Origin of the sequence: Tenacibaculum singaporense (genome assembly GCF_003867015.1) — a bacterium.
In the GTDB taxonomy this organism is placed as follows: Bacteria; Bacteroidota; Bacteroidia; order Flavobacteriales; family Flavobacteriaceae; genus Polaribacter; species Polaribacter singaporensis.
In genome coordinates this window covers 1,694,051-1,720,488 of the sequence record NZ_CP032548.1, presented here as the reverse complement: position 1 = coordinate 1,720,488, position 26,438 = coordinate 1,694,051, and the positions used below count along the sequence as shown (strand labels likewise).

22 protein-coding genes are annotated in these 26,438 nt (G+C 31.2%); 14 read left to right on the top strand and 8 right to left on the bottom strand.

Annotated elements, in window-relative coordinates; genetic code table 11:
- Window positions 1-25: 25 nt before the first annotated feature.
- Window positions 26-1,486: an alkaline phosphatase PhoX gene (locus D6T69_RS07665; protein ID WP_125067188.1), complete on the bottom strand. Its 1,461-nt coding sequence runs from the start codon at window positions 1,484-1,486 to the stop codon at window positions 26-28.
- A gap of 1,672 nt (window positions 1,487-3,158) precedes the next feature.
- On the opposite strand from D6T69_RS07665, the gene D6T69_RS07660 reads away from it, so the two are divergent.
- The 3 genes from D6T69_RS07660 (at window position 3,159) to D6T69_RS07650 (ending at window position 6,133) form a co-directional block, all read left to right on the top strand.
- Window positions 3,159-3,368: a hypothetical protein gene (locus D6T69_RS07660; RefSeq protein WP_125067187.1), complete on the top strand. Its 210-nt coding sequence runs from the start codon at window positions 3,159-3,161 to the stop codon at window positions 3,366-3,368.
- Window positions 3,369-3,444: 76 nt separating this feature from the next.
- Window positions 3,445-5,460: a tetratricopeptide repeat-containing sensor histidine kinase gene (locus D6T69_RS07655; protein WP_125067186.1), complete on the top strand. Its 2,016-nt coding sequence runs from the start codon at window positions 3,445-3,447 to the stop codon at window positions 5,458-5,460.
- Window positions 5,450-6,133 (top strand): response regulator, encoded by a 684-nt coding sequence (locus tag D6T69_RS07650; RefSeq protein WP_125067185.1) that lies wholly within the window; start codon window positions 5,450-5,452, stop codon window positions 6,131-6,133. The genes D6T69_RS07655 and D6T69_RS07650 overlap by 11 nt, the downstream gene beginning before the upstream one ends.
- A gap of 18 nt (window positions 6,134-6,151) precedes the next feature.
- Here the strand turns inward: D6T69_RS07650 and acs are convergent, their stop codons facing one another.
- Together acs and D6T69_RS07640 are read right to left on the bottom strand one after the other, a co-directional pair.
- Window positions 6,152-8,059, bottom strand: coding sequence for an acetate--CoA ligase (gene acs, locus D6T69_RS07645; RefSeq protein WP_125067184.1), 1,908 nt, complete (start codon window positions 8,057-8,059; stop codon window positions 6,152-6,154).
- 92 nt (window positions 8,060-8,151) lie between these two features.
- The gene (locus tag D6T69_RS07640; RefSeq protein WP_369919150.1) at window positions 8,152-8,256 is read right to left on the bottom strand and encodes a DUF779 domain-containing protein; all 105 of its coding nucleotides are present in this window, start codon (window positions 8,254-8,256) and stop codon (window positions 8,152-8,154) included.
- Window positions 8,257-8,461: 205 nt separating this feature from the next.
- Here D6T69_RS07640 and D6T69_RS07635 point away from each other — a divergent pair, with 205 nt between their 5' ends.
- Window positions 8,462-9,382 (top strand): AraC family transcriptional regulator, encoded by a 921-nt coding sequence (locus D6T69_RS07635; RefSeq protein WP_125067183.1) that lies wholly within the window; start codon window positions 8,462-8,464, stop codon window positions 9,380-9,382.
- Window positions 9,383-9,428: 46 nt separating this feature from the next.
- Entirely contained in the window at window positions 9,429-10,208 is a 780-nt protein-coding gene (locus D6T69_RS07630; protein ID WP_125067182.1) for a sulfite exporter TauE/SafE family protein, read from the top strand.
- A 9-nt stretch (window positions 10,209-10,217) separates the two neighbouring features.
- Here D6T69_RS07630 and D6T69_RS07625 read toward each other — a convergent pair whose 3' ends face one another.
- Entirely contained in the window at window positions 10,218-11,606 is a 1,389-nt protein-coding gene (locus tag D6T69_RS07625) for a serine hydrolase domain-containing protein (protein ID WP_240628387.1), read from the bottom strand.
- 113 nt (window positions 11,607-11,719) lie between these two features.
- Window positions 11,720-12,190, bottom strand: a complete 471-nt coding sequence (locus tag D6T69_RS07620) for a Dps family protein (protein WP_125067181.1) — start codon at window positions 12,188-12,190, stop codon at window positions 11,720-11,722.
- A gap of 116 nt (window positions 12,191-12,306) precedes the next feature.
- Here D6T69_RS07620 and D6T69_RS07615 point away from each other — a divergent pair, with 116 nt between their 5' ends.
- A complete protein-coding gene (locus D6T69_RS07615) occupies window positions 12,307-13,248 on the top strand; it encodes a hydrogen peroxide-inducible genes activator (RefSeq protein WP_125067180.1) in 942 nt (313 codons plus the stop codon).
- An 84-nt stretch (window positions 13,249-13,332) separates the two neighbouring features.
- Here the strand turns inward: D6T69_RS07615 and D6T69_RS07610 are convergent, their stop codons facing one another.
- Window positions 13,333-15,225: a SulP family inorganic anion transporter gene (locus tag D6T69_RS07610; RefSeq protein WP_125067179.1), complete on the bottom strand. Its 1,893-nt coding sequence runs from the start codon at window positions 15,223-15,225 to the stop codon at window positions 13,333-13,335.
- A 147-nt stretch (window positions 15,226-15,372) separates the two neighbouring features.
- Between D6T69_RS07610 and pyrR the strand changes: the two genes are divergently transcribed.
- The 5 genes from pyrR to D6T69_RS07585 are packed head-to-tail and all read left to right on the top strand — an operon-like array spanning window position 15,373 to window position 18,525.
- Window positions 15,373-15,927, top strand: a complete 555-nt coding sequence (gene pyrR, locus D6T69_RS07605) for a bifunctional pyr operon transcriptional regulator/uracil phosphoribosyltransferase PyrR (RefSeq protein ID WP_125067178.1) — start codon at window positions 15,373-15,375, stop codon at window positions 15,925-15,927.
- 24 nt (window positions 15,928-15,951) lie between these two features.
- The gene (locus D6T69_RS07600; protein ID WP_125067177.1) at window positions 15,952-16,884 is read left to right on the top strand and encodes an aspartate carbamoyltransferase catalytic subunit; all 933 of its coding nucleotides are present in this window, start codon (window positions 15,952-15,954) and stop codon (window positions 16,882-16,884) included.
- A gap of 2 nt (window positions 16,885-16,886) precedes the next feature.
- A complete protein-coding gene (locus D6T69_RS07595) occupies window positions 16,887-17,219 on the top strand; it encodes a hypothetical protein (RefSeq protein ID WP_125067176.1) in 333 nt (110 codons plus the stop codon).
- Window positions 17,220-17,262: 43 nt separating this feature from the next.
- Window positions 17,263-17,583, top strand: coding sequence for a T9SS type A sorting domain-containing protein (locus D6T69_RS07590; protein ID WP_125067175.1), 321 nt, complete (start codon window positions 17,263-17,265; stop codon window positions 17,581-17,583).
- Window positions 17,584-18,525: a ribonuclease Z gene (locus D6T69_RS07585; protein ID WP_125067174.1), complete on the top strand. Its 942-nt coding sequence runs from the start codon at window positions 17,584-17,586 to the stop codon at window positions 18,523-18,525.
- Here D6T69_RS07585 and D6T69_RS07580 read toward each other — a convergent pair.
- On the bottom strand, window positions 18,522-18,884 hold the full coding sequence (locus D6T69_RS07580) for a CoA-binding protein (protein ID WP_125067173.1): 363 nt from the start codon (window positions 18,882-18,884) through the stop codon (window positions 18,522-18,524). The two genes, D6T69_RS07585 and D6T69_RS07580, sit on opposite strands and share 4 nt — an antisense overlap.
- 96 nt (window positions 18,885-18,980) lie before the next feature.
- On the opposite strand from D6T69_RS07580, the gene D6T69_RS07575 reads away from it, so the two are divergent.
- Together D6T69_RS07575 and D6T69_RS07570 are read left to right on the top strand one after the other, a co-directional pair.
- A complete protein-coding gene (locus D6T69_RS07575; RefSeq protein WP_125067172.1) occupies window positions 18,981-21,377 on the top strand; it encodes an outer membrane beta-barrel family protein in 2,397 nt (798 codons plus the stop codon).
- Between the two features lie 87 nt (window positions 21,378-21,464).
- Window positions 21,465-23,834, top strand: a complete 2,370-nt coding sequence (locus D6T69_RS07570; protein WP_125067171.1) for an outer membrane beta-barrel family protein — start codon at window positions 21,465-21,467, stop codon at window positions 23,832-23,834.
- Between the two features lie 58 nt (window positions 23,835-23,892).
- On the opposite strand, the gene D6T69_RS07565 is transcribed toward D6T69_RS07570, so the two are convergent.
- Complete coding sequence (locus tag D6T69_RS07565; RefSeq protein ID WP_125067170.1) at window positions 23,893-24,903, bottom strand: 3-oxoacyl-ACP synthase III family protein; 1,011 nt, start codon at window positions 24,901-24,903, stop codon at window positions 23,893-23,895.
- 108 nt (window positions 24,904-25,011) lie between these two features.
- Here D6T69_RS07565 and D6T69_RS07560 point away from each other — a divergent pair, with 108 nt between their 5' ends.
- The gene (locus D6T69_RS07560; protein WP_125067169.1) at window positions 25,012-26,403 is read left to right on the top strand and encodes a Gfo/Idh/MocA family protein; all 1,392 of its coding nucleotides are present in this window, start codon (window positions 25,012-25,014) and stop codon (window positions 26,401-26,403) included.
- Window positions 26,404-26,438: the final 35 nt, after the last annotated feature.

The following is a 26,438-nucleotide window of genomic DNA, read 5'->3' as shown; positions in this document are numbered from 1 at the left end:
TGTATTTTTTGAAAATTGTTTGTCATTATCTATCTAATCCTTGAACTACATATAATTGACTTCCTTCTTTTCTTGTTTCTGCTGCATCGTTTGCCATAGGGTCAGTAAATGCTCCTCCATCAGCAGGTTCCCAGCCATGATTTTGAGTAATTAATAAAAATGTATTGCTTACTCCTATAGTTTCAGAAACATCGATCATACCAGTAATTTCCCATGCCTTATCTTGATAAGATACTCCATAACCTTGGGCAGAAGCTGCAACCTGATCGCACTCTAATACCTTCTTTAACTCCCCTGTTTTCAAGTTGTATTGATATAAGCTAGCTGCGTGATTCTTTTCACCATCAAAATATCCGTTTGGATCTTCTTGAATATACGCATAGTTTTCTGTAACTACGATATTATCTGGACTATGGAAAGCTTTTGCTTTACCATCTAATTTATCTCCATCTAAAACACAGGTAATTTTTGCTGCTCCAGTAGGGTCATTTTCATTTAACTCTACTTTATATACACGCCCATAGATAGTTCCTTTTCCTACTAAACCGTCTTTTTTACGACCTGTTACACAAAAATAAATTTCACGATTGTTTTTAGCAGAACCTCTTCTCCAATCAATATCTTCTAAACGAGAGAATCCCATCACTCCTTTTTCTTTAGCTTCCGCATCTAATAAATCGATATTCTTTTCGGTTAACTCAACAAAAGAAGCATTATAAGTTGTACCTTCTTTCATATCTACCTCATAAGCAATCCCTTCATCAGTTACCTTTAAACCATATAATTTACCACCTTCTAAATCTCCTCTATCACCTACATACATTCCTAATTGGCCTGAAGGTACTTCATTATCTGAATGATCATCTCCAATAAATACAACAGTTTTATCTGCGTACGCATCTTTACCAATTGCCACTGCATTTTCTGTAGACCATTGCCCCATAGCCGTTAACATTCTTGGAGTACTTGCTGCTGAAGCATTTTTTAAAGGATCTGTTGCAAAAACCCCTTTAGAAGCTCCTCCCCATTCTCCACCAGATAAATATAATGGACCAAAACCATGTTCTGCCTCTGTAATTAATGAACCTGAGCACTGTGCTGTACTAGCAGTAGCATTTGCATTTAAAATATATTCACCATGTACAGGCTTAAAAGTTTTATCTAATTTAATACGAGCAATTGAATAATCTGCCTCAATATTATTTATTAAAGTATAAGTTCCTTCTGAATTTCTCATTAACCCAGCTCCATCTGCCATAGAACCGTATACAAAGTTTGGTGTATCTTCTAACTTATCTTCAGAAGACAATAAAGGAAAAATGTTTACTCCAGAAAACTCTGATTCTAATTTTAAAAAGTTTGGAGTTTTTGAGTGTGCTTTTAATTCAATTGAATCTCCGTGACTAGGTGTACTATCAGAATCGCAAGATGTTAAAGCAATAGCTCCACAAACACCTAAGAATCCTAATTTAAGTAAGTTTTTCATTATTATGTTAATTTTTGTTTTATGTCCGCAAATCAACAACACTTACTTTAAGAAGTTCTTAGCTGTAGTTTAAATCTAGCTCACTAAAAGGTTACGAAGGTTACCAAAATATTAAATACACAATAACGAAAAGACCTTAACACATTAATTATCAACACTATTTTAAAAATGCTATTATACCTAAAATGAAAGCACTCAATACATAAAAAATATATAGAATTAGATTTAGCAACATTATTTTTGTTCTTTTAATACAAAAAACGCCTTTTTAAAGGCGCTTTTTGTCTTGCATCAAGTTTTTACTTTGGTTAGAGTAAAAAAATCATTTTGTTTTTCTTTTTCTTCATAGAACTTTCCCTACGACGTGATATAATTCCCCATTTTATATCTTAACCTTATTGAAGGTCTAAATTTTAACCGAGACAAAAATAAGCCGTCTAATTTTCTTTTTGGTAAGTCAGTGACTTACTTTTAGTAAGTCACTGACTTACTTTTTCACCAAAATGAGGTAAAAAAGACCCCAAAAGCCAAAAATTTCGTTAAAACAGTAATTATTTTAAATTTTATATATTTGCTTTTTATGAAAAAAATGAATTTACATATAGCACAAGAGCTTGTAAGCTCAACATGTAGTTTTCGTGGGAATCCTGATGAAGGAATCTTTCGAAACCGGACGTTGTATGTTAATTATAATGAAAACTCAAATATGATTTGATTATAAAAACTAATGATATACAAAGCGTCCAATTAATTTTGGACGCTTTTTTTATATTTTTTTTGAAAAATGGAATTTTAATTTAAAACATACTAAAAACTCTTAATTGAACTCTAAGACACTAACGTACAAAACGTTACAAAAACACTACTCATCTGGATATTATCCGGACAGCCCTCCTTCACCTTAAAAACAACGCAAATAACTGATTTACAATTACTTAAATCTAAAAAACACTTGTTTTATTGTAAAAATTTCGTATATTTGTACCATACTTATTAAAGTATATTAATAAATAATAATTTAAAACTATGGTATTAACTAACATAAACAGAAGTATCAGCTTAGCTTATAGAAAAGGAGCTGGTTACGGAACAAAAAAAGACAAGGATGTTTATTGTGGAGCAAAATATTTAATGAGGAATTAGCAATTATTCTACACTTATATATAACACAAAAGCGTCTTTTTTAAAAAAGACGCTTTTTTTATTAAAAAACACATTTTTAACAAGTTAAAACTTGTATAATTCGTTTTTTTTCACTATATTAAGAAGACAAAATAAATGCTATGAAAACATTAAAATTGCACATACTAAATGGAAAAGGACGTTTACTCATTCAACAAGAACGCTTACTAAAATTATCTTCATTATATATAATGTTGTCACTATTTTAGAATTAAAAATCAACTAGCGTTCATTTCAAAATTGCAAATGCTTCCTTTATGACAAAGTAGAATTCCCTGAAGTCTGTTGTACTCAATAGGCCTTAGTAGTAACGCATCTTCATGAATTGATGTTTCTATCAATTTAATTCTACTTACTACCCAAACACTTGGGTTAGATGACTATTGCCTCATTTAAAAAATGATGTAATACACACGAAAATTTATTTCGATGCTATACGAGCCGCACATGCGGCTAGGAAAACTATTGTCAAAATTTAAAAATTGAAATTATGAGAACTTTAAAATTTACACTACTAATATGCATGTTATTTTTGTTAACTACAAGTTGTACAGACTTAACAGAAGATATTGTACCAAACAACAACGATAATCATATAGAGTTAGTTAATTCTATTGATATTGATAACCCTCTTGATCCACCAGTAGATGGAGACACAGGTGATGGTGATGGTGAAAATGATGGTGGTAAAGGAAATTAATACTAATTAATAAGTCAAGCCTTTAACATATGTTAAGGGCTTTTTTTATAGATTTGCTTACCACTTTTAATTTAAAATGATAAAAAGCATCACTTTTTTCCCTCTGTTAATTCTACTTATCAAAAGTAGTTTTGGATACAACACTAATATCAATCTAATTCAAAGTGACAGTATAAAAACTTGGATGAATCAAGCCAAAAACAAAGAATTAGAAGTTAACAACAAAAAGAAGCTACTTCTAAAATCGTACAAACACATATTAAACAATAATTTAAATAGTCCTTTAGAATTAAGCTCTATAGCTTATGAGTATTATAAACTAAAAGACACTTCCTTTTTTAAAAAAATCAACAACAAAGCCATAGAAATTTCTCATAAACAAAAAAATTATTATGCTTTAGGTGATGCTCACTGGAATTATGCCACATATTTTGTTAGAAAACTAAACTACCCTAAGGCTTATTACCATTTCAATAAAGGGTATGAAGCCTTCAATAAAGGAGGGCACAAATATGAAAAAGGGAAAATGTTACATGGTATGGCTCATGTTAAAGGTAGATTTAAAGATTACTATGGTAGTGAGAATTTAACAATTAAAGCTATTGAGATTTTTAAATCTTTAAGTAAAAACCAAGATCTTTATATTTCTTATAACCAATTAGGTTTACTGCAAAAAGATATTAATGAATACGATAAAGCTTTAGAATACTATCATAAAGCCTTATTTTTCCTCAAAAAACTCGACAAAAAAAAATCTAGGGCTAAATACATTCAAGTTTTTAATAACATAGGTAATATATATTCAAAGAAGAAAAAGTTTAAAAAGGCTATAAATTATTACAACGAGGCCTTAATAGACAACAATAAAGCTAGTAGTTTTGCTAGAGTACTTGATAATAAAACATATGCTAGACTTCTTGTAAAAGATACTACAAACATAAAAAAAGACTTTTTCAAAAGTTTGCATATAAGAGACAGCTTAAAAAACAAGGGAGGAATTCTAACTTCAAAAATTCATATTTCAGATTATTATAAATATATCAAAGACACCACAAAAGCGCTACAATATGCCAAAGAAGCTAATATACTGGCCAAAGAATTAAAAAACGGGGGAGATTATTTAACTACTTTAAATCAACTCGCCAATTTAGACAAACAAAATTCTAAAAAATACTTAGATCGTTATATAGAGTTTAACGATAGTTTAATTAGTGCTGAACGTAGAATACAAAATAAATTTACACGTATTGAGTTTGAAACAGATGAGTATATTGAAGAAACGGAGCGTTTAAGCCAACAACGTGCATGGATTATAGTAACTAGTTTTGCAGGTCTGTTAGTTCTTAGCCTACTATATTTTTTACGTGTACAAAAAGTAAAAAATGAAAAATTAAAACTAGAGGCGGAACAACAAAAAGCCAATGAAGAAGTATATGTATTAACACTACAACAACAGGCTAAGTTAGAAGAAGAACGTGTTAACGAACGTAATCGTATCTCAGCAGAACTTCATGATGGTGTTTTAGGAAAACTTTTCGGTACTCGGGTAAACCTTGGTTTTTTAGCAATGCAAATGAAACCCGAAACTCAAGAAAAACACCAAGCTTTTTTAGATGAGTTACAAGAGATAGAAAAGGAAATTAGAGATGTTTCTCATAGGTTAAGCGACAATTTTGATAGCGCCAATATTAACTTTACAACAATTTTAACACAACTTTTAAAGGACAGAAGCGCCATTGGTAACTTTACTTATCAATTTGATTTTGACAAAACTATCCCGTGGAGCGAAATTAGCGAGGTTACAAAAGCCAATGTATATCGTATCATTCAAGAAGCTTTACAAAACATTATTAAGCATTCTAAAGCAAAAAATGTTACCTTAGACGTTTCTTTTAAGAAAAAAGAGCTCATTATTTCGTTAAAAGATGACGGAATTGGTTTTAATACCGAGAAAAAGAAAAAGGGAATTGGTATAAAAAATATTACAGCAAGGGTACAAAAACTAGGTGGTACTTTAGAGTTTTTTTCTAAAGAAAACCAAGGAACTACACTTGTTATTATAACCCCTTTTAATACTAAAAATGGAAAGTAAAAAGTATAACGCTTTAATAATTGACGATCATCCTTTAATATCAGAAGCCTACAAAAGTGCTTTCGCTTACATTGAAAGTCAAAATGAAAATATTTCTTTTCAGGTACAAATAGCAAATAACTGTGGTGCTGCCGATGAAATTATAGAAACGTATTCTTCTTCTAATCGATCTATTGAAATTATTTTTTTAGATATTAGTTTACCCCCTCTAGAAGAAAAAGGTATTTTATCTGGTGAGGATTTAGGTTTGATTATAAACGAAAAACTTCCTGAGTCTAAAATTATTATCTCCACTACTTTTAACGATAATTACCGAGTACATAGTATTTTAAAAAACGTAAACCCTGATGGGTTCTTAGTTAAAAATGACATTACCCCTGTAGAGTTAGTTCATGCTATTGAAGAAGTACTTAACGACCCTCCTTACTACAGCAAAACGGTAATGAAAATGCTGAGAAATCAAGTGTCCAATGAGTATTTTTTAGATGATTTGGATCGAAAAATTTTGTATGAATTATCTATTGGTAATCGTGTAAATAAACTACCCAACATCCTACCTTTATCATTAGCTGCTGTACAAAAAAGAAAACGACAAATGGCTAAAATATTTGAGGTTGACAATTCTGATGATCGTGATTTGATTTTAATAGCAAAAGAAAAAGGATTCTTATAAGAATCCCTTTTCACTATTTTATAATCTGTTATCAATTATATTCTGTACCACTTCAGGATTTAAGAGTGTAGAAACATCTCCTAAATTATCTAATTCATTATGTGCAATTTTTCGAAGAATACGACGCATAATTTTTCCTGAACGTGTTTTGGGTACTCCTTCAGTAAACTGAATTTTATCCAACTTCGCTATCGGACCGATATGCTCCGTAATAATTTGATTTATCTCTTTACGTAAGTTATCTTGATTTCTTACCTCTCCGGTTTCTTTCAAAATCACATAACCATATAAAGCGTTTCCTTTTACTTCGTGCGGAAAACCAACTATAGCGCTTTCTGCTACTGCAGGATGCTCATTAATGGCATCTTCAATAGGTGCAGTTCCTAGGTTATGTCCAGAAACTATAATTACATCATCTACCCTACCTGTAATTCGGTAATAGCCTACCTCATCACGAAGAGCACCATCACCTGTAAAATACATATCATCGAATGCAGAGAAATATGTTTCCTTATAGCGCTGATGATTTCCCCATATAGTTCTTGCCATAGATGGCCAAGGGTATTTTATACACAATCTTCCATCAACCTGATTTCCTTTTACTTCTTTTCCGTTTTCATCCATCAATGCTATTTGAATTCCTGGTAAAGGCAATGTTGCATAAGTAGGTTTTGTTGGAGTGATATAAGGTAAAGGAGAAATCATAATTCCACCAGTTTCAGTTTGCCACCAAGTATCTACAATTGGACTTTTCTTTTTTCCAACATTATCATTATACCAGTGCCATGCTTCTTCGTTTATAGGTTCTCCTACCGTACCTAACACTTTTACTGATGAAAGGTTATGGCTATCAACAAATTCTAAGTTCTCTTTTGCTAATGCTCTAATTGCTGTGGGCGCTGTATAAAATTGATTTATGTTGTGTTTTTCTACAATTTCCCAAAAACGACCGAAATCTGGGTAGCTAGGAACTCCTTCAAACATTACAGTTGTTGCTCCGTTTGCTAACGGACCATACACAATATAACTATGTCCTGTAATCCAACCAATATCTGCGGTACACCAATACACATCATTCTCTTTATAATTGAAAACATTTTTAAACGTATATGCTGTGTATACCATGTAACCCGCTGTGGTATGTAACATTCCTTTTGGACTTCCTGTTGAACCAGAAGTGTATAAAATGAATAATGGATCTTCAGCATCCATAATCTCTGGAACACAATCTTGATAAGCTTCTTCTAATAAAGGTGCTAACCACTTATCTCGTCCTTCTTTTAATTGAATATCTGAATTAATTCTTTTAGCAACCAATACATTTTCTATACTAGGGCAGTCTTCTAATGCTTCATCTACAATACTTTTTAAATCAATAGTTTTTGCTCCTCTGTAAGAACCATCTGAAGTAATTACCATTTTTGCTTCGCAATCATTAATTCTCGTAGCTAATGCTGTTGATGAAAATCCTGCAAAAACAACCGAGTGTACTGCTCCAATTCGTGCGCAAGCTAAAACAGAAATAGCTAATTCTGGAATCATTGGTAAGTAAATACAAACTCTATCTCCTTTCTTAATTCCGTGATCTTTTAACACATTAGCGAACTTACAAACACGCTTGTGTAGCTCTTTATAAGAGATATGTTGAGCTTCTTCTTTTGGGTTGTTGGGTTCAAATAAAATAGCTGTTTTGTCTCCTCTAATATGCAAATGACGATCGATACAGTTTTCTGTAATATTTAGCTTTGCTCCTTCAAACCATTTGAACTCAGTTTTCTCAAAATCATAGTCTAAAACGGTATCCCATTTTTTCCTCCAAACAAAGTGTTCTTCTGCTATTTCTTCCCAAAATAATTCTGGATTTCTAACGGACTTTCTATATACTTGAAAATATTCTTCTAATGTTTTTACGTGGTAGTTACTCATTCTTATACTCCTTTTTATTTTAGCTTAAGCTACTAAAATAAATCATTTTTAATTGTTTATCAACTTATTAATTCTTCTTCTTAAAACATATGCTACTCTTCATCCTCTTGTTGCAATAAACGTGAATGTATAATGAAACGAACTCCTAAAGAAATTTCTAATGAAAAACTTGCTCCTCTTCCTTCAGTTACATCAATGGTTAAGTGCGTATACTTCCGTATTCATATTGATCTTTATTCATATAAAAGGAGAAAAGTGGGTTTTATTTCAGTAATTTGAATTTGTAAAAGTTTTACTTAAATCAACCATCAAAATAAAACATAATATTAAACGTATTTATTAAATTGTTACACATATCTATTATCTCAAAAAAAGGATAGATAGATTTTTGTACTATTGATTATGAACCATTTATTAAGTCGACATAAAGAAAGCAGAAAGCTTACTACTTTAATAGAAAACAGAACTACGTATAATGCTGAATATGCTGAGTTAAATATTTTTGAGACTCATAAAAGTGCTGAACAGGTTTCTTTGACTTTTGATTTTCCTGTGATTGCAAGTATGCTCACTGGAAAAAAAGTAATGCATTTAGAAGGTATGGAGCCTTTTGATTTTTTCCCTGGTGAATCTGTGGTAATGCCAACTAACAAAGAAATGATTATAGATTTCCCCTTGGCTAAAAAAGATAATCCCACTCAATGTTTGGCTTTAGGTATTGACTCTGATAAGATTGATGAAATTGTAGAAAAGTTTAATCACAATGTAACTATAGAACGCGAAAACAATCATTGGAAATTAAACGAAACTTCTTCCCACCTTGTTCATAATACGGATATTAATCATTTAATTGGACGTTTGGTACATACGTTTACCAATCAAAACAAATCTAAAGACATTCTTCTTGATCTTATGATACAAGAATTGATTGTTAGATTATTACAAACGAAGGCTAAAGCTTTTATTTTAAATGATCCTTCCGGTACATTTACAGATACCCGTATTGGCATGGTTATTAAGTTTATTAAAAACAATCTTACTAATAAAGATATCACTGTAGAATTGTTAGCTAAAAAGGCTTGTATGAGCACATCTCATTTTCATAAAAAATTTAAAAACACCTTGGGAATCTCTCCTATTGATTATATAAATTCTGAAAAAATTAAATTTTCTAAAAAACTTATAAAGCAATCTAAAAACCTACGAATCTCTGAAATAGCTTACAAATCAGGATTTAATAATGTTAGCTACTTTAATAGGCAGTTTAAAAAAATGGAGATGATTACTCCTCAGCAATTTAAAAAGTCTTTTATAAAAGAATAAATCATCAGCTTTTTTCAAAAAACTTTTATAGTTACATTTGTTTTATATGGTGATATCTCTTTTTCTAGATGTTTTAAGTACTAATTGGTACATAATCTTACTTTTTTTTATTGTAGCTGTTCTATACTCCTCTGTCGGATTTGGTGGTGGTTCTAGTTACTTAGCTGTTTTAGCACTTACTGGCTTACTTTTTACACAAATAAGAGCTACTGCTTTACTTTGTAATGTAATGGTTGTTACAGGTAATGTTTTCCTCTACATGCAACAAAAACAATATAGCTGGAAAAAGGTTATTCCGCTTACTTTATTTAGTATTCCTATGGCTTTTTTGGGTGGCTATTTACGAATAAGTCAAACGTTTTTCTTTATTCTTTTAGGTTTTACACTACTTTTTGCAGCTATTACCATGTGGGTTTCTAATAAAGTAGTTACCAACAACAATAAAACTACCGATTTAAACCTAGTAAAAAATGCAGGTTATGGCGGAATTATTGGTTTTATTTCTGGAATGGTTGGAATTGGTGGCGGTATTTTCTTAGCTCCGTTACTTCACTTAACCAAATGGGACACTCCTAAAAAAATAGCTGCTACAGCAAGCTTTTTTATTTTAGTAAATTCTATATCTGGATTAATAGGTCAGTATACAAACCCTGAATTTTCTATCAACTGGAAGCTTACTTCTATTTTATTAATTACTGTTTTTATTGGTGGTCAAATTGGTAGTAGAATGAGTAACCAATTCTTTACTCCTACTCAACTAAAAAAGGCAACCGCTATTTTGATTGCCTTTGTGAGTATTCGTATTTTAATTAAGTATTTATTCTAATTTTGTTTTTTAGCTTTGATTAGGCATAAGCATACCTTTTTCTTTTTTTATTCTGTTTTGAAAGATTGCTATTTTCTTTCCTTTTTTCTCTGAAAACTTATACGTGTAAAATCCGTCTTCAAAAGAAAAATTATTTGGTGAAGTAGGATAAATCTTAAATTTGCTTGAACTTCCTTCTCTTTGACTGTACAGCTGGTTATTTTCTATCGTAATAATACGAATTCCTCCATCTTCAAACTTATAAGTACCTACCCATTTTTTTAACTCTTCTTTTGATAAAGAAACAGCGTTATTATTTGTAGAAAAAGGTTTATTAATAGCCAACCCTGCTATTTTTATAGCTGTACTTGTTGGTGATTGATTTCCACAATTAGAGAATATAATTACATACACATCTTCACTAGGAACATATACTCCCATAGACCTATATCCAGGTATTGCTCCACCGTGTTCAATAGTTGGAACACCATTTATTTCATTGTGCCCCCATCCATATCCATAGTTTATTTTCTTACCATTATTTAATGTGTAATTGGTAAACGCTTTATCAATTGTTTCTTTTTTAACTAGTGTATTATTACTAATTGCTGTTTGCCATCGTAACATATCATCTACATTCGACATAATTGATCCTGCTGCATAAGGTAATGTTAAACTTATATATTGAGCATTTACGAACTCTCCATTCCTTTTTTGATGACCCGTTGCTCTGTTTTTAATTAATCTTGTATGACTTCCGTAATAAGAAGAATTCATGTTTAATTTCTTAAAGATTCTTTCTTCTACAAACTTTGGATAGCTCATTCCACTTACCTTTTCAACAATATATCCTAAAATGAAGTACCCAGAATTATTGTATTTATACTGTTCTCCTGGTTCAAAATCCATCGGTTCATTTTTAAAGAAATCGATAAACTTTAAAGGAGATTCATCTATAGTCATCACTTCACCAAACTTTCGCATTGAGGTATAACTTTTAATCCCAGAAGTATGTGTTAATAAGTGATGAACGGTAATTTGTTTTCCTTGGGTTGGATAATCAGGTAAAAACTTGGTTATATCGTCTTGTAAACTTAGTTTTCCTTCTTCTAGCAACATTAGTATTGAAACTGCTGTAAACTGTTTGGTAATTGAACCTACTTCGAAAACATTTTCTGGCTTCATGTTTACATCTAACTCTAAATTAGCTTTTCCATAAGCTTTTCTATAAATAACATTTCCTTTTTTAGCAACCAAAGCCACTACTCCAGTTTCTTTATCTTTAAATTGAGCTTTTAAAATTTTATCAATTTTTGACTCTAAACTTTGAGCTGAAACTATGCTTGTCAATAAAAAACATAAAGAGAATAGTAATATTTTTTTTAGTTGGATTCGGTTTTTCATTTGGGTTGTTTTCATGATTATTATACTTAGGACGACATAAAAACAAATAAGTTACATCGTTTTACTAAAAACAAAAAAAGCAACGTAAACACGTTGCTCTTTCATCCCCAAAACATAGATAACTATTCTTAGCCTAACCAAGCATTCATCATCCACAATGTTTTTTCTTGTTCTGCAATAAAGTCACTCATCATTGAGTTTGTTCCTTCATCTTCTGCTTTATCTGACAAATCAAGAATTAAACGTTCTATTTTTAATAATTCTGATAACGAATCAATAATTAATTTTACTGCTTCAACATCATTTGAAATATTTTTTCCTACTGGTACTTTTGATACACTAGTATAATCTTCAAAAGTATGTAATGGTGTTCCTTGTAACGTTAAAATACGTTCAGCAATTAAGTCTACTTTTTCTTGTGCATCTGTATAAAACTCTTCAAACTTCATATGTAACTCAAAGAAGTTTTTTCCTTTAATATTCCAGTGTAGCCCTCTTGCATTTTGATAATACACTTGAAAATTTGCTAATAATGTATTTAATTCATTTACTAAGTTTTCAGTTTTTTGTTTATCTAATCCTAAAATTGTAATTGACATATTGTTTTGATTTTAAGTTTTTTACTTTTTCCACTACAAATTTAAAGCAAGTTTTAACAGTTTTACTATAAAGGTAATCGATTGTTTTAATATCTTTATCGAAAATTATTATTGAAATGACTATAACACAATTAAAATATACACTAGCTGTTGCTGAATATAAAAACTTCACCATAGCTGCAGAGCATTGCTTTGTTACACAACCAACGTTGAGTATGCAAATTCAGAAATTAGAAGAAGAATTAGATGCTAAAATTTTTAACCGTTCTAAAAAACCTATTGAATTAACTGAAGTTGGTAAACGAATTGTAGAGCAAGCTAAAGTAATTGTTGATGAAAGTAATCGTATTATTGATATTGTACATCAACAAAAAGGCTATGTAGGTGGTGAGTTTAGACTAGGAATAATCCCTACAATTATGCCTACACTACTTCCTATGTTTTTAAAAACGTTTAGCAAAAACTACCCTAAAGTTCAATTAGTTATTGAAGAATTAACTACAGAAGAAATTGTTAGAAAGCTAATGGATGGTTATATAGATGCTGCTATTGCTGCTACTCCATTAGAAAATGAAGCCATAAAAGAGCGTGTTTTATATTATGAACCTTTTGTAGGCTTAGTTCCTAGCGAACATCGATTATTTAAACAAAAGAAATTAAAAGTCGATGATTTAGAGGTTGATGATATTTTATTATTAGAGGACGGACATTGTTTTAAAGACAGTGTAATTAATCTTTGTAGAACTAATAAAAGAAGTTCGACGCATCACTTTCAATTAGAAAGTGGAAGTTTTGACACATTAATAAAGTTATCTAAAGACGGTTTAGGAATGACATTACTTCCTTATTTAAATACGCTGGACTTAAATGAGCGAGATAAAACTCATCTAAGAGAATTTGAAACCCCAACACCTGCACGAGAAGTTAGCTTAATTTATCACAAATCTCAGTTAAAGATGCAATTAATTGAAGCTTTAAAAAGCACTATTGATAGTGTAATTAGAGGAGCTATTGCTTTTAGCGATGTGGAAATTATAAGCCCACTTCAAAAAAAATAAGAAAAATAAAAATCCCGCACAATTATGCGGGATTTTTTATTCTTTATAAAACCTAACCTAAATATTTGGCTATCGCTCTGCGATTTAAAAACTATATTCTGATAATGGCTTTGGAAAATCTTCTGGATTTGCAGCTAAATGATAACGAGGGTCATCTACCGCTTCTTCTATGATGTCTGCAAAAATCGGGCTTGCTTTATATAACAGTACCTTACAATCTTCACTTAAATGTTTTAAGGTTACCTTCTTCCCTACTTTTTGATATTTTTCTACTAATATAAAAATAGCTTCAATAGCTGAGTGATCAGAAATACGCGATTCTACAAAGTCAATTTCCACATTAGCTGGGTCATTCTTAATATCAAACTTTTCGTTAAAAGCAGTAATACTTCCGAAGAATAATGGTCCCCAAATTTCGTAAATCTTAGTTCCATCTTCTTTAAAACGTTTTCTCGCTCTAATTTTTTTTGCATTTTCCCAAGCAAAAACTAATGCTGAAATAATTACCCCAACAAATACAGCAATTGCTAAATCAAAAATTACAGTTACCGCAGATACTATAACTAATACAATTGCATCTGATTTTGGAATTTTGTTCATAATTCTAAAGCTTGACCATGCAAACGTGTCAATTACCATCATAAACATTACTCCCACTAAGGCTGCGATAGGTACTTGCTCAATATATTTATCAGCAAAAAGGATAAAAATTAACAAGGTAACCGCCATCATAACTCCTGATAAGCGTCCTCTACCACCTGCATTAATATTAATTACGGTTTGACCAATCATACCACAACCACCTGTTCCTCCAAACAATCCGCTTAACATATTTCCAGCTCCTTGCGCTACACACTCTTTATTACCATCACCTCTAGAATCAGTTAATTCATCCACTAAATTCATCGTCATTAACGTTTCAATCAAACCAACTGAAGCTGCTAAAAAGGCATAAGGCGCTATAAATTTTAGAGTATCTAAGTTGAATGGTAAATTACTCCAAAGTTCTGCTAAATTCATTTTTTTAGAAATCTCATCAAAACCATTCAAACCAGCTCCTCCTCCATCTCTAATAAAATCTCCAACATTTATAGACTCTAATCCACCGAAAATAGATACAAACGTAACAATTAAAATAGCTGTTAACGCTGCTGGTACTTTTGTTGTTACTTTAGGAAGTAACCATATTATTAGCATCGTTAACAATACTAATCCAACCATAGTATACAGCTTTGTTCCTTGTAAAGTAGATTTTACTACCCCACTATCTTTTACTGAATAAAATCCGCCATTTTCAATATTATAAACAACTTTTTTTGTTTTTGCATCAAACACTTGTGTCTCTGATTTTACAAAAACTTCTTGGTTTGTTTCATTATTAATAATTGAATTTCCTTTAATTGAAAACAATGCAGCATTTGACACTAAATCTTGCACCTCGTTATCTGCAACTTTATACACCAACTCTTTCGATTCAGTTTTACGCATGTTTTGTCCAAAAATATCCTTCTTGTTTTCTTTGAACATTCCTAATTGAGCGATAAAAATAACAACGGCTAAACCATTTACGAATCCCATCATTACTGGATGTGGAATTAATCTAACTAATTTCCCTAATTTAAATACTCCTGCTAACACTTGAATAACTCCCATTAAAACTACAGCTGCTAGTAAATAGAAGTATCCCATATTTTCTACAGGTGTATCAAACAACAATCCTTTTGCGTGTCCTTCTTGTATCATATTTACAAAAATTACAGCTACGGCACCAGCTGCTCCAGAGATTAAACCTGGTCTACCACCAAAAATTGCGGAAACAATTCCTACCACGAAAGCTCCGAACAATGCTACAATAGGACTTATTTGAGCTACGAAAGCAAAGGCTACTACTTCTGGTATCATTGCTAACGATACTGTAATCCCTGCTAAAGAATCGTCTTTTATGTTAATCTTCTTACCTTTAATGTATTTCATCATAATTTCTAAGAGTCTTTTGTAAAAGTGCGCAAATGTAAAGATAATTTTATAGACCAAGTTTTAGGTTTCATTAAGTTTAATTTTGTCAGCGTAAATTTTTGCCTTAATTTTGAACGTTGAACTATCAAACCAATTTGGTAGCAACAAATGAGCAGAAAAACACTACTTACTTCGAAAGAAATTGAAATCATTCTGCATCGATTAGCGTGTCAGTTAATCGAGAATCATAACGATTTTTCTAACACCGTTTTAATAGGATTGCAGCCTAGAGGCTCTTATTTAGCTAATCGATTGGCTAAATTATTAAGAGAGGAATATCATATTGAAGACTTAAAGTTAGGCTTGTTAGATATTACTTTTTATCGTGATGATTTTCGCAGAAGAGAAGAACCTTTAGAAGCCACTTCTACACAAATTAACTTTTTAATTGAAGGAAAGAAAGTGGTTATTATTGATGATGTCTTATTTTCAGGAAGAAGCGTTCGAAGTGCTTTAACAGCACTACAATCATACGGAAGACCTGATAATATTGAGTTATTAGTATTAATTGATCGTCGCTTTAGCCGTCATTTACCAATTCAACCTAATTATAGAGGAAGACAAGTAGATGCCATCAATGAAGAAAAAGTAGTTGTGAACTGGCAAGAAACTCATAAAGAAGATACAATTTACCTTGAACCCAAGCCCTCAAAGCTTGATTAGTTATGATTAAAAAAACAAACTAAAATGAAGCAGTTAAGTGTTGAACATTTATTAGGAATTAAATACCTTAACAAAAATGACCTTGAGCTTATTTTTGAAACTGCTGCTCATTTTAAAGAAGTCATTAACCGACCTATAAAAAAGGTTCCTTCGTTACGTGATATTACCATCGCTAATTTATTTTTTGAAAATAGTACGCGTACAAAACTTTCTTTTGAATTAGCTGAAAAACGTTTATCTGCTGATGTTATTAATTTTTCTGCAGGACAATCTTCAGTAAAAAAAGGAGAAACTTTAATTGATACCGTTAACAATATTTTGTCAATGAAAGTTGATATTGTTGTGATGCGACATTCAAATGTTGGAGCAGGAATTTTCTTATCAAACCATGTAGACGCTAAAATTATTAATGCTGGAGACGGTACACATGAACACCCAACCCAAGCATTATTAGATAGTTTTTCTATGCGTGAAACTTTAAATAGCGACTTAAAAGGAAAGAAAATTGTAATTGTTGGTGATGTCTTACACTCACGTGTAGCTTTATCAAATATTTTTGCACTACAATTACAAGGAGCTAAAGTAAAAGTTTGTGGACCTAGTACTTTAATTCCTAGATACATTTCAAGTTTAGGAGTTGAAGTAGAAACCAACCTTAAAAAAGCTTTAGAGTGGTGTGATGTTGCTAATGTATTACGTGTACAACACGAACGTATGGATATAAAATATTTTCCATCAACTAGAGAGTACACACAGCTTTTTGGTATCAACAAAGAAATTTTAGATAATCTTGGCAAAAAAATTGTCATAATGCACCCAGGACCTATTAACAGAGGTGTAGAACTAACAAGTGATGTTGCCGACAGTGATCAATCAATTATTCTAAACCAAGTAGAAAATGGAGTTGCTGTTCGTATGGCAGTTATTTATTTGTTAGCACAACAAATAAAAAGATAGTCATGAACATAACTGATAAAACTGATTACACTTTAATTTCTTCTGATGAGAAAACATTTTCTAATTTCTTAGAAAACTTTGAAAATGAATACCTAAACCTTACAGGAAAAAACCTGATTATTATAATTTCAGAAGATTTTAATGCGTCTAACAAAAATATTTTGCTATTTTTGAAATACGCGGAAGAACATCAAAACAATGGCATGTCTTTTGTAGTTGTGTCTAAAGATGTTACTATTGATGATTTTCCTGACACCTTTAACATTGTTCCTACTTTAGTAGAAGCAGAAGATGTTATAGAAATGGAAAACATTCAACGTGATTTAGGTTTTTAACCTTATATTTTTAAATAATTATCCATCCCCTAAATGATAATTTATGGTAAAAAAAATACTATTTATAACTTTTTTCTTAGCTATTTCCGTCGGTTTTTCTCAAGAAAAATCAATCGAGAAATTAGTAGCATCCCCTAACCCTTTTACGAACAATACTACTATTTACTTTAATGCTAAACATAGTCAAACAGTTATTTTAACTGTTAGAAACGTATTAGGTAAAACAGTTTATAATAAAGAGCTTAAAGTGGTTGAGGGACGTAACTCTTTTCCGTTTCAACGTAATGATTTAAAATCTGGAATGTATATTTATGCAATACAAAGCAATAAAGAAATAATCTCAAAACGCTTTGTAATTAAATAAATGAGTTTACATTTAACTGTTTTAGGTTGTCATTCTGCTACCCCAAGAGTTAATGCTTATCCTACTGCCCAATATTTAGAAATTAACAATCGTCATTTTTTAATTGATTGTGGAGAAGGTACACAGCGTCAAATGCGAAAATACAAGGTTGGTTTTTCAAAAATCAACCATATTTTTATTTCTCATTTGCATGGTGATCACTTTTTTGGTTTAGTTGGACTTATTGCTACTTTTGGAATTTTAAACAGAGAAAAAGAGTTACATATTTACGGTCCTAAAGGCATAAAAGAGGTGACAACACTTCAGTTAAAAGTTTCAAAATCGTGGACTAAGTACCCTATTACTTTTCACGAACTAGAATCTAAAGAAAGTGAACTTATTTTTGAAGACGATAAAGTTTCTGTAAGAACCATTCCTTTAAATCATAGAGTGTACACTAACGGCTTTTTATTTACTGAAAAACCTAAACTTAGAAAGTTACACATTGAGAATATTCAGCAATATGATGAAATAGAAACTTGTGACTTTCATAACATTAAAGCTGGTAAAGATATTATTCTTTCTACAGGAGAAGTAATTCCCAATGAAGAACTTACAATTGACCCTCCTAAACCTTTAAGTTTTGCTTTCTGTAGTGACACTGCCTATAAACCAGACATTGTTCCTATCATTAAAGATGTAGACTTGTTATACCACGAAGCTACATTTTTAAAAGACAGAGAAGATTTATGTGATAAAACTAAACATTCTACTGCAGAACAAGCAGCTTCTATTGCTAGTCAAGCAAATGCAAACAAATTAATTATTGGGCATTATTCTAGCAGGTATAAAAACATTAACGATTTTAAAATTGAGGCTCAAACAGTTTTTAAGAATACTGAATTAGCGGAAGCAGGAAAAAGATATAGTACTAATTCTTTTCCTGTTGAAATTTTAAATTAATACTGCTTTGTTGATAAAAGCACCAAAGTACAAGCTATTTCACTCTCAATACCATTTTCTTTTAACAACTCCATAAGCTCAATATTTTCAGCTCCAGGGTTAAAAATCACTCTACGAGGTTGTAAATTAATTATATACTCATAATAAGATTCCTGACGCTTTGGATTTAGATATAAGGTTACAGTATCAATATTTTCGAAAAAAATATTTTCTGTTTCAATAGCTACATCTGCAACAATTCCTTTTTGTAAACCAACTGCTACAGTTTCTATAGCATTATCTCTTAACCTTTTAATAGCAATATTCGAATATCTAGAGGGCTTTAAAGAGGCTCCTAGTACCAAAGTACGTTTTTTCATTTTCTGTTAATAATACGTTAAACTCTCTTAAACTAAGTAACAAAGTTAGGCAATAAAGAGTCTATTAAGCATCAAAACAATTCAAAAACAACAAAAATGAAAAACATATTACTAATACTTTTAGCTGTATTTACTACAAGTATTTATGCACAAATGCCTAAAAGTAGCCTACCCAAACCAGGAGTTATTACTGGTAAAGTAGTCGATCAAGCAACCAAGCAACCTCTTCCCTATGTAAATATTATAATCAAAGATGCTGCCAAAAAAATTATTACTGGTGGAATTACTGATGACAATGGCTTATTCTCTATAAAAAATATACCTGAAGGAAATAGTATTGTTGAAGTTCAATTTATAGGATATAAAACATTTTCTAAACCTGTTTCTGTAAGTCGAAAATCAAGCAAGGTAAATTTAGGAACCATCTCTCTTACGGAAGATAGTACAACCTTAGATGAAGTAGAAATAAGAGCTGAAACTTCTTCAGTAACCCAAAAAGTGGATAGAAAAGTAATTAACGTTGGTAAAGATTTAACCTCAGCTGGTGCCACTGCTTCTGAGCTACTAAACAATGTACAATCTGTAAGTGTTGATAGCCAATCGGGGAACATTAGCCTACGTGGTAATGAAAATGTACGTGTATTAGTTGACGGAAAACCTACCAACATTCCTGCTTCTGAATTATTAAAGCAAATTCCTTCTACATCTATTAAAAGTGTTGAATTAATTACCAACCCTTCTGCAAAATACAATCCTGAAGGAATGAGCGGTATTATTAATATTATTCTTAATAAAAACGCTAATATGGGCTTTAATGGATCTATAAATACTGGTGTTGAAGCTGGACATTATGTTCGTTATAATGCGTCTACAAACATGAATTATAAAACAGGAAAGGTTAACTTTTTTGGTAACTATGGATTTAATGGCGGAGATCGTTATAACTTTGGTTATGTTAACAGACCTGGAGTTAACAATCAAGACTTTGTTTTTATTAATGACAATGAATCTCATTTATTTAAAATTGGAGCTGATATTTATTTAGACGATAAAAACACCTTATCTCTTTACACTACTCAAAACTGGTTTGATAGCAACGCTAGAGGTCGTGCCATAATTACAGATAACAATGGTGATTTAATTGAACATTCCCCTAACACACAAACAAGTGATAGTCATAATCAGGCCTATAATGTGAATTACAAGCATGATTTTGAAAAAGAGGGGCATAACATTGAATTTGAAGCTAATTTCTCTAAAAATGACACACCTAGCTTTTTAGAAAATCGTTTCTTAGAAAATTCGCAACCAGATTATTTCAATGATATTAATAACAACAGAAAAAGTACTCTATTAAACTTAGACTACACAAATCCTATTTCTAAAAATGGAAAATTAGAGTTAGGGTTAGAGTATAGAGTAAATAATACTGACAACACAAACTTAACAACACAGGTTAATTTTAACAATTCATCTTTTAGTTATGATAGAGATATTTACTCTGCATATGCTAATTACGGGCATAAATTTGGTAAACTTACTATGCAGTTAGGTGCACGTTTTGAGCAGTATAAAATAAAAGGAATATTTAACCAAGAAAGTGAACCTACACAAACTGTTACGGATGATATCTTTAGTGTATACCCTTCAGCTTTTCTTACCTATAATCCTTCTGAAAAAAATCAATTTCAATTAAGTTATAGTAAAAGAGTTGACAGACCAGGAATACAACAAGTAAACCCTATTAGAGAATGGAGTACGCCTTTAATTACCTCGGTTGGTAATCCTGATCTTGTTCCTCAATTCACAAATTCAGTTGAGTTTAACTATACAAGAAAAATAAAAGGAGGATCTATAACTTTAGGAAGCTTTTATAGAAATATTAACGATGTGATTAACAGAGCTACTTATAAAGACCCAAGCGATGCTAATGACGTAAGACAAATATTAACCTTTGCTAATTTTGATGATACAGATGCGTATGGTTTAGAGTTTTCTGCAAACTATAAAATTGCAAAATGGTGGAGAGCTAATGCTAGTATGGATTACTATTCTCAAAAACAATTTGGAACTACTGATTTAAGCGATCCTAACGCTCCTACTACTGAAGTTAAAACAGATATTTTTAACGCACGTATAAGTAATAGCTTTACAGTATCTAAAAAGTTACGTTTACAATTATTTGCAATGTATAGAGGTCCAAGAGAAGACATTCAATGGAACGTAGACCCTATGAAAATGGTTAATATTGGTGCTAACTATAGTATTCTTAAAGGTAAAGGAAATATCAATCTTAGAGTAAATGACATTTTTAATACTATGAGATTCAAGTTTAACTCTGAAAGACCATTTGTTCAAAACGGACGTTTCAAATGGGAAAGCAGAACTGCTTACATTGGATTTAACTATAGATTTGGCGGAGGAAAAAACAAAGCCCGAGCTAGAAAACAACGTGATAATAATGAAAGACAAGGAGGCGGAGGTTTCCTATAAAAATAGTTTTTATTTAATTATTTGAAAAAAACGAAGTATTTAGCTTCGTTTTTTTTATTTTTAGCGCAATTTCATTCCCTTCAATATATGAAAAGATTGCTAATATTAATTTTATTACTAGGCACTTATTTTTGTCAAGCACAGAACCTGCAACTTACAGGAACCATTTTAGATAAAAAAAACAACCATCCACTACCTTTTGTTACAATTACCTGCAAAAACACTTCCAATAAAATACTAACAGGTAGTATCTCTGATGAAAAAGGGAATTTTAAAGTTGAAAACCTTCCAAAAGAAAATTTACTTTTAACTTTTCAATTTATTGGTTACAAAACTTTTGAAAAGAAAATTTACTTAAAAAAGAATAGTAAGATAGGGATAGTTTTTCTTGAAGAAAATACCACTCAATTAGATGAAGTTGAAATACAAGGAGAAACTTCGACTATTATTCAAAAAATTGACAGAAAAGTTATTAATGTAGGTAATGACTTAACAGCTTCTGGAGCCACCTCTATAGAAATGCTTGAAAACATTCCTTCTGTAGATATTAATCAACTTTCTGGGACTATAAGTTTACGAGGAAATGAAAATGTTAGAGTTTTAGTGAATGGAAAACCTTCCAACGTAAATACAGCTCAATTATTAAAACAAATACCTTCCAACTCAGTAAAAAGTGTTGAAATAATTACAAACCCTTCAGCAAAACATACTCCAGAAGGTATGAGTGGTATTATAAACTTAATCCTAAAAAAAAATACTAAAATAGGATCTAATGGAAGCTTTTCTGTTGGAGCTAAACAAAGTAGAAACTTAAGACCTGATGTTTCCTTAAATACAAACTATAAAACTGGTATCACTAATCTTCACCTAAACTATAATACAAGTTGGGGTGATTATGAAACCTTTAATGATTTAGAAAGAACTGACACTAACTTAACTCAAGATATTGATTTTTTAAGTAATTCAAATAATCATAATATTAAATTTGGAGTGGACATAGACATCACTTCACAAAGTATATTATCTGTATACACCTCTCAAAATTTCGATAATAATAGTTTAGCAACCAATACCCTTGTTCATGAAAACAATTCTTTAGTTTTTGATAACAAGAGTTTTTCAGATTATGACCAAAAAGACGAGACCTATAATATTGATTATGTTTACAACTTTGATGATAAAGGACAAAATTTAGAGATTGAATTTAATTACTCTATAACCAAAAACCCTGAAAAAACAACTAACAAAGAGTTGATCAATCCTGATTCTAAGGAATATAATTACACAAACGATATTAAAGATACACGAAAGTTATGGCTATTAAATATTGATTATGCAAAGCCTATCAAATCAGGAAAATTAGAAATTGGATTTGAATTTAGAAAACAAAGTTTTTACAATCAAATACTCACTGATAGAGAAGCAATAAATAGTTCTGCTACACTGCAGCCTGTAGGTAACACTAATTTAAACTATAATCGCTCAATCTACTCAGGATATATCAACTTCAATAAAAAAATTAATAAACTTTCAATTCAAACAGGAATTAGAATAGAACAATTTGATTTAGATGCTCTTTTTCAGAATACTGAACAAGGAAACACTAACTTAAAGGATAATATCTTTAGTTGGTATCCATCGGCATCTATCACCTATAACTTTTCTAAAAAAGATAACTTACAGTTTGCATACAGTAGAAGAGTTGACAGACCCTCTGCATATCAAGTAACACCAATTCAAGAATGGTTCTCTCCACTAACTATATCCAAAGGAAACCTTAATTTGCAACCACAATTTACAAACTCTCTAGAGCTTAATTTTACCAGAACGATTACTAAAGGTTATATATCATTTGGTACATTTTATAGAAGAACGAACGATAAGATTGGTCGATTACTACAAAAAGACAATCAAAACCCTGATAGGACAATTAGTTCTTTTACCAATTATGACTTTGCAGATAGTTATGGTATTGAACTTTCCGCCAGCTTTAAACCTATAAAATGGTGGACACTGAGACCTGCTTTTGAAACCTACATACAAGATTCTCAAGGAGTACTAAATAATAACTTAGAAACAGTAAAAAACACCTTGGTGAAAGGACGAATAAACAACTCTTTTAAAGCTTCAAAAAAACTTAATTTTCAGTTATCAGGTATTTTTAGAGGCAAAAGTGAAAACATTCAATACACTGTACAACCATACACTATGATTAATGCTGCGGTTAGATTAAAGGTATTTGACGGTAAAGGAAACATCACCTTAAGGGGTACTGACATTTTTAATAATGTAAATTTTGACTATACATCTAACACCCCTTTTGTACAAAAAGGAAAGTATACACTGGAGTACAACTCTGTCTACCTAGGATTTTCCTATAATTTTGGAAGTGGTAAAAACAAAAGTAAAGGCAGAAAATATAGAGATAATAATGAAGCCCAAGGAGGTATGTTTTAATAAAAAATCCGAAGTTAATACTTCGGATTTATTTATTTTATAAGTAGGTAGTCTAACATTACCAACGAATCACTACCGATCCCCAAGTAAATCCACTACCAAAGGCAGCTAACACTACCAAGTCACCATCATTTATTTTTCCTTTTTCCCAAGCTTCTGTCAATGCTATAATAACCGAAGCAGCAGTAGTATTACCATACTTCATAATATTATTATACACCTTGTCATCAGATAACTGGAACTTCTTTTGAATAAATTGTGCAATACGTAAATTCGCTTGATGAGGAATTAACATATCAATATCTTCCTTTTGCAGTCCGTTTGCTTGCAAACCTTCTACAATCGCTTCTGAAAAACGAACAACTGCATGTTTAAATACAAACTGACCGTTCATATATGGATAATACGAAGTATCATCAGGGTCATTGGCCTCTATAATTTCAGGAACCCAACGCCCTGTTGAAGGCCCTTCTAACATTAATTCTTTCGCAAACTTTCCTTCAGAATGTAAGTGAGAAGATAAAATCCCTTTTCCTTCCTCATCCGAACGTGATAAAACAGCTGCTCCTGCTCCATCTCCAAAAATTACAGTAACTCCACGACCACGTGTAGAACGTTCTAAACCACCTGAGTGATTCTCAGAACCAATTACTAAAACATTTTTATACATTCCTGTTTTGATAAATTGATCAGCAACAGAAAGTGAATAAATAAAACCAGAACATTGGTTACGTACATCTAACGCACCAATTGTAGGCATATCTAATAAATCTTGAATTTGTACTCCACCTCCTGGAAAATATAATTCAGGGCTCAACGTAGCAAAAATGATAAAATCAATATCATCTTTAGTCAATCCCGCACGCTCAATAGCTATTTTAGCGGCTTTTGCTCCCATTACTGATGTAGAATCATCAGAAGTTTTTGGGTCAATCCAACGACGCTCTTTGATACCAGTTCTTTCCTGAATCCATTCATCACTCGTCTCCATAAACTGAGTCAAGTCATCGTTAGTCACTACGTTCTCAGGAACATAATAACCTAATCCTGTAATTTTTGAACTATACATATTTTTTATGTTGATTATTTTGTTGTTGTCAATTGCAGCCTGTAAAAATAGTAATTAATTAATACCTTTACAAAAAGACATAAAACTACAAATATTAACTAATTATTTATGAACAGAAAAGATTTCCTCTCATTATCAACCAAAGCCGCTATGTTTTTTGGTTTGTCTACTGCCTTTTCTTGTAAAGAAGAAGCTAATGACAAAACCATTCCATTATTAAATAAAACTGCAAAAGGAAGTGCTTTTGCCTTAACTGCTCCAAAAATAGACAAAGTCAATGTTGGGATTATTGGTTGTGGAAACCGAGGACAAGTATTAGTACAAATGTTTGATTGGTTGATAAAAAATGATAATGCTGAAATTGTAGCTGTTTCTGATTTACGCAAAGAAAAAACCGACAAACTAAATGAGCATTTACAAAAAACACATGGTAAAACCGCCAAAGCATACTATGGAAACCCAGATGAATGGAAAAAAATAGCAGAACGTGATGATATTGATTTATTAATAATTGCTACTCCTTGGGAATGGCATACACCAATGGCTTTATATGGAATGGAACAAGGTAAACATGTTGCTTGTGAAGTTCCTGTAGCTTATACGCTAGAAGACTGTTGGAAATTAATAGAAACAGCAGAACGCACACAAAAACATTGTATGATGTTAGAAAACTGTTGTTTTAATAATGAAGAACTATGGGTATTGAATATGGTTAATCAAGGTGTCTTTGGTGATTTAACGCATGCTGAAGGTGCTTATATTCATGATTTACGTAAGCATTTATTAGATGAAAAATACTATGAAGATCAATGGAGAATAAAACACCACTTAAATAAAGATGGTAACTTTTATACTACACATGGATTAGGGCCAATAAGTCAGTACATGGATATTGGACGTGGTGACACCTATGATCATGTAGTATCTATGAGTTCTCGTGAAAAAAGTTTAAGTGATGCCGCAAAACGTGCTGGAGAAAATAAATTTTCAAACATTAAATGTGGTGATATGAATACCACAATGATTAAAACCAAATTAGGCAAAACCATCATGCTACAATTTGATGTGCATACAGGGCGTCCTTACGATCGTTTAAACACTGTTGTGGGTACAAAAGCAGTACATGAAGGTTACCCTTCTAAATTATACATTAATGATGATGAATTAGCTTGGTGGGGACATGAATGGTTAGAACAAGAAAAATACAATGAGTATAGAGAAAAATACAATCATCCTCTTTGGAACAAGTTAAAATCACAAATTTCTGATAATTCAGTAGGACATGGAGGGATGGATTTTGTAATGATTTATCGTTTAATTAAATGTTTAAATGGAGGTCTACCATTAGATATTAATGTGTACGATAGTGTTTTATGGAGTGCTATTACACCACTATCAGAGTTATCCGTAGCACAAAATAGTAGCTCAGTTAAAGTTCCTGACTTTACAGGCGGAACATGGAAAAACAAAAACAAATCAGAAATGTTAAGAGATATTTAATATCAATAAATACTCAACATATAAAAAGCACTAAC